This is a genomic window from Phytoactinopolyspora endophytica, assembly GCF_004138495.1.
In the GTDB taxonomy this organism is placed as follows: Bacteria; Actinomycetota; Actinomycetes; order Jiangellales; family Jiangellaceae; genus Phytoactinopolyspora; species Phytoactinopolyspora endophytica.
Window position 1 is genome coordinate 214,208 of the sequence record NZ_ML142860.1, and the last position, 4,550, is coordinate 218,757.

A 4,550-nucleotide genomic window follows, 5' to 3' on the forward strand; every position below is an offset into this window, starting at 1 on the left:
TAGATGGGCACGATGACGGCGACGACCGGCAGCATCTTGGTGGAGATGAAGAAGAACAGCACGTCCTGGGTCCTCTTCACCGGGCGGATCGACAGCGCGTAGGCGGCGGGCACGGCCAATCCGAGCACCAAGAGCGTGGAGATCCCGGTCGCCATGAGTGAGTTCAGGAAGTACGGTCCGGCGCCGGCGTCGAACAGCGCGCGGAACTGATCGAGCGTGGGCTCGAAGAACAGACGAGGCGGGTCGGTGGTCGCGTCGGACTCCTGCTTGAACGCGGTGATGACCATCCACAGGACGGGGAAGAAGAAGAGCAGTCCGACGAGCCAGGTGGCGGCGGTGAGCAGCCCAGCTCCGCGCCGGCGCGGAGCGACGGTGGCGATCTCTACGGTAGCCATCAGTTCTCCTCGCTGAAGGTGCGGAACAGCAGCCGCAGCGCCAGGGTGGCGACGACGATCGTGCCGATGACGACGACCACGCCCATGGCCGCGGCCTGGCCGACGTCGAACCCGAGGAAGGCGCGTTGGTAGATGTAGAAGGGCAGGTTGGAGCTGGCCGTGCCGGGTCCGCCCTGCGTCATGATGTAGATCTGGTCGAACGTGTTCACCACGTAGATGGCGCCGAGCAGGACGCCCAGTTCGATGTAGCGCCGCAGATGCGGAAGGGTGATCGAGCGGAACATGCGCAGTGGCCCGGCCCCGTCCACCTGCCCCGCCTCCAGCACGTCGCGTCCCTGGCTCTGCAGGCCGGCCAGCACCAGCAGCGTCATGAACGGCGTCCACTGCCACACCAGCGCGGTGACGACGGCGAACACGGGTGCGGAGCTGGCCCAGTCGTAGGTGTCCACCCCGAACGGCGACAGCACGAAGTTGACCAGGCCGAACAGCGGATCGAACATCGTCGTCTTCCACAGCAGGGCGCCGGCTACCGGCATGATGAGGAAGGGCGTGATGATGAGTGTGCGCACCACCGAACGGCCGAGGAACTGGCGGTCGAGCAGCATGGCGAGCGCGATGCCCAGCAGCATCGAGACGATCACGCAGCTGCCGGTGATGACGATCGTGTTCAGCGCGGCCTCGCGGAACACCCGGTCGGCGAAGACATCGGCGTAGTTGGACAGCCCGACGAACCGCTCGGACCCGGGATTGACCAGGTTCCAGGAGTTCATCGAATACCAGACGGTGACCAGGAACGGGATCTGGGTGACGATGATCGCGAAGATCAGGGCCGGCAGAAGCGGAGCGCGACGCCTCCATCCCTCCCGGCGGGCGAGCTTGGCGGCCTGGCGGGATGCCTGGCCCGGCGGAGCGGCGGTGACCGGTGTCGCGACGTCGGTACTCATCAGCCTGCCTCCTGGTAGGACTCGCCGACCGTCTCGGCATAGCGCTGGGACTGGTCGAGGGCTTCGTCGACGGTGATCTGCCCGGCCACGGCGGCCGAAATCTGCTGGCCCACCCGGGTGCCCAGGTCCTGGAACTCCGGAATGGCGAGGAACTGGATGCCGTCGTACGGAACCGGCCGGGCCATCACGTTGTCCTGGTGTGCGGCCTCCATCGACTCCAGCGTGGGATCGGCGAAGGCGGATGCCACCTCGGCATACTCGGGAATCTCGTAGGTGGAGACTCGGCTGCCCGGTGGGACCCGTTCCCAGCCGAGCTCCTCTCCGACCAGATGTGGATAGTCCCGGTCGGTCATCCAGGCGACGAACTCCCATGCCTCGTCCGGATGTTCGGACGACTCCGGGATGCCCAGCGACCAGGTGTACAGCCAGCCGCTCGATTCGGTTTCGACCACGGGTGCCGGAGCGTAGCCGTTGAGTCCTGCGGTGACCGAGTCGTCGGGGCTTTCCACGACGTTGACCATCGAGGTGGCGTCGTACCACATCGCCGCCTGGCCTTGGCCGTATCGGGTGGCGCAGTCGGCGAAGCCGCTCGTGGCGGCGCCTGCCTGCCCGTGGTCGCGGACCAGGTCGACGTAGAACTGGACGGCCTCGCGTACCTCGGGCGAGGTCAGGTGGGCGTCCCACTGCTCGTCGAACCACTGTCCGCCGAAGGTGTTGATGACCGTGTTCAGCGGAGCCAGGTTCTCGCCCCAGCCGGCCAGCCCACGCAGGCAGATCCCGTTCATGCCGGGTTCGGACTCCTCGACGGCCGCCGCGAGTTCCCGGACGTCGGACCAGGTGGGCTGCTCCGGCATGGTCAGGCCGGCCTCGTCGAAGATGTCCTGCCGATAGACCAGGAACGACGACTCGCCGTAGAACGGCACCGAGTACATGTCGCCCTCATAGGACAGTGACTCCCGCACGGGCGCGATGAAGTCCTCGGTGTCGTAGCGGTCGGTCGCGTCGGCGTACGGCTGGAGGTTGACCAGCCAGTCGTTCTCCGCCCACATCGCCGTCTCGTAGTTGCTGACCATGACCACGTCGAACTCGCCGCCACCGGTGGCGACGGAGGCCGTGATCTTGGCCCGGGACTCGTTCTCGGGCAGCGAGACGAACTGGACGTCGATGTCGGGATGTTCTTCCCGGAAGTCATCGGCCAGCGCGATGGCGTCGGTCATCTGTGGGTTGGAGACCACGGCCACGACGATCGACGTCCCGCCCGACGAGCCGGATGTCCCACCGAACCCGGCGCAGGCTGTGGTTGCCGCGAGCACTCCGGCCAGCGTCGCGGCCTTCCATGCGCGGCGGGTGGTCATGGCGTCGCTCCCGCTGCCGGGGCGATCTGCGCCTTGACGGTCTGGCCGGTGCGGACGAGGTCGAGCGCGTGCGGGAAGTCGGCGAGCCCGAACGTGTGGGAGACGAGCGAGGCGACGTCTACCTGGTGATCGGCCACGAGTTCCAGTGCCGCCCCATAGCTGTGAAGTACCGCCATGGAGCCGACGACGGTGATCTCGTCGTTGTAGATCCGGAACGGTGACAGCCGCACGACGGCGTCCTCGGCGGCGACACCGAAGATCTCGATCCGCCCGCCCCGGTCGAGCGAACGGACGGCGTCCTCGATCGCCGGTGGAGCGCCGGTGACGTCGACGGCGGCATCGAAGGCCCGGCGCGGAAGCTCGTCGACGCTGGTGGCCACCGCGACCGCTCCGAACCGTTCGGCCATCGGCAGCTTCTCAGCGACCCGGTCGACGACGCTGACCCGGGCGCCGCCGGCGACCAGGAGCTGCAGCATGATCAGGCCCATCGTGCCCGCTCCGAGGACTAGAATCCGCTCGCCGGCTTCGACGCCGAGCCGTCGCACGCCGTGCACGGCGCACGACACCGGCTCGACGAGGGCGCCCTCGGCGAAGCTGAGCTGCTCGGGCAGGGGATAGCAGGTAGACGCGGGTACGGCCACCCGCTCCGCGAAGGCGCCGTCGACGGTGTCGCCGGTGGCGCCCCAGTTCTCGCAGAGGTTGCCACGGCCGCGGCGGCACTGGCGGCAGTGACCGCAGAACAGCGACGGATCGACGGCCACCCTGTCTCCCACGGCGATGCCCGTGGTGACGGAGTCGCCGACCGCGCTCACGGTGCCGGCGAACTCGTGCCCCGGCACCAGCGGATATGGGCTCGGCGGGAACTCCCCGTCGGCGATGTGGAGGTCGGTTCCGCAGATGCCGCAGGCGCCGACGTCGACGACGACGTCGGCCGGGCCCGGGACGGGCTCGGGGACATCCTGGACAGACAGCGATCCGGGCTTCTCGATGACGACCGCCCTCATGGAGCCTCCAGAATAGTAGGTGCGATGCACGTATGAGCGAATTAGAAGCTCATATGTGTTCTATACTTGTAACTCGTCACGAGTCAGCCGTCAAGGGGTGGGCGGAACCGGAGACCCGTCTGATGTGCGAGGATCGGGCCGATAAGGAACGGGGAGGCGCTGTGGCGCAACGGGGAAGGCCACCGAAACAGGGCAGGCAGCAAGGGCCGTCTGAGCTAGTGCTCGCTGGGGCGGTCGCCCGTCGTCACTACGTGGACGGACGGTCGAAGGTGGAGATCGCCGAGGAGTTCGGCCTGTCCCGCTTCCAGGTCGCCAGGATCCTCACCGATGCCCGCAGCCAGGGGTGGGTTCGGGTGGAGATCGTGCTCCCCGGGCACATCGACGATGCCGCGTCGCTCGCCGTCCAGGAGTCGCTGCAGATCAGGCGAGCCATCGTGGTGAACGTGCCCGAGGCGTCCGACGCCGCCGTCCGGGAGGAGATGGGCGCCGTGGTGGCCGGTGTGCTTATGGAGCAGGTGAAACCACAGCAGGTCATCGGCCTGACCTGGAGCCGAACCATCGCGGCCATGGTGGAGCAGCTGGACCGGCTGGTGCCGTGCACCGTGGTGCAGCTGGCGGGCTCGCTCTCCGTGCAGGGCTCATCGTCCGGCACGGTCGAGGTCGTACGTTCGGTGGCCGCGGCCGCCGGGGGTGATTCGTACCCGATCTACGCACCCCTCGTCGTCGAGGACGCGGCGACGGCCAGCGCGCTGCGTCGCCAGCCGGAGATCGCTCGCGCCCTGGACCGCGCCGACCGGCTGGACCTGGCCGTCGTGTCGATCGGTGCGTGGGCGGAAGGTCTGTCGACGGTCT

4 protein-coding genes and 1 pseudogene are annotated in these 4,550 nt (G+C 68.0%); 1 reads left to right on the plus strand and 4 read right to left on the minus strand.

Annotated features, from left to right (window positions below):
- From ELR45_RS38715 to ELR45_RS22210, 4 genes and pseudogenes are all read right to left on the minus strand, one after another.
- Nucleotides 1-395 (minus strand): annotated as a pseudogene (locus ELR45_RS38715) (carbohydrate ABC transporter permease); the annotation flags it as partial.
- Nucleotides 395-1,339: a carbohydrate ABC transporter permease gene (locus tag ELR45_RS22200; RefSeq protein ID WP_129668275.1), complete on the minus strand. Its 945-nt coding sequence runs from the start codon at nt 1,337-1,339 to the stop codon at nt 395-397. The pseudogene ELR45_RS38715 and the gene ELR45_RS22200, both read right to left, overlap by 1 nt.
- Nucleotides 1,339-2,694, minus strand: coding sequence for an ABC transporter substrate-binding protein (locus tag ELR45_RS22205; protein ID WP_129668276.1), 1,356 nt, complete (start codon nt 2,692-2,694; stop codon nt 1,339-1,341). The genes ELR45_RS22200 and ELR45_RS22205 overlap by 1 nt, the downstream gene beginning before the upstream one ends.
- Nucleotides 2,691-3,698 (minus strand): zinc-dependent alcohol dehydrogenase family protein, encoded by a 1,008-nt coding sequence (locus ELR45_RS22210; protein ID WP_129668277.1) that lies wholly within the window; start codon nt 3,696-3,698, stop codon nt 2,691-2,693. The genes ELR45_RS22205 and ELR45_RS22210 overlap by 4 nt, the downstream gene beginning before the upstream one ends.
- A 161-nt stretch (nt 3,699-3,859) precedes the next feature.
- Between ELR45_RS22210 and ELR45_RS22215 the strand changes: the two genes are divergently transcribed.
- On the plus strand, nt 3,860-4,550 hold a 691-nt coding region (locus ELR45_RS22215; protein WP_205857043.1), incomplete at its 3' end, for a sugar-binding transcriptional regulator.

What these genes read in the sequence shown, in the direction of transcription:
- ELR45_RS22210 (WP_129668277.1), bottom strand. Translation starts at nt 3,698, where the DNA reads ATGAGGGCGGTCGTCATCGAGAAGCCCGGATCGCTGTCTGTCCAGGAT.
- ELR45_RS22205 (WP_129668276.1), bottom strand. Translation starts at nt 2,694, where the DNA reads ATGACCACCCGCCGCGCATGGAAGGCCGCGACGCTGGCCGGAGTGCTC.
- ELR45_RS22200 (WP_129668275.1), bottom strand. Translation starts at nt 1,339, where the DNA reads ATGAGTACCGACGTCGCGACACCGGTCACCGCCGCTCCGCCGGGCCAG.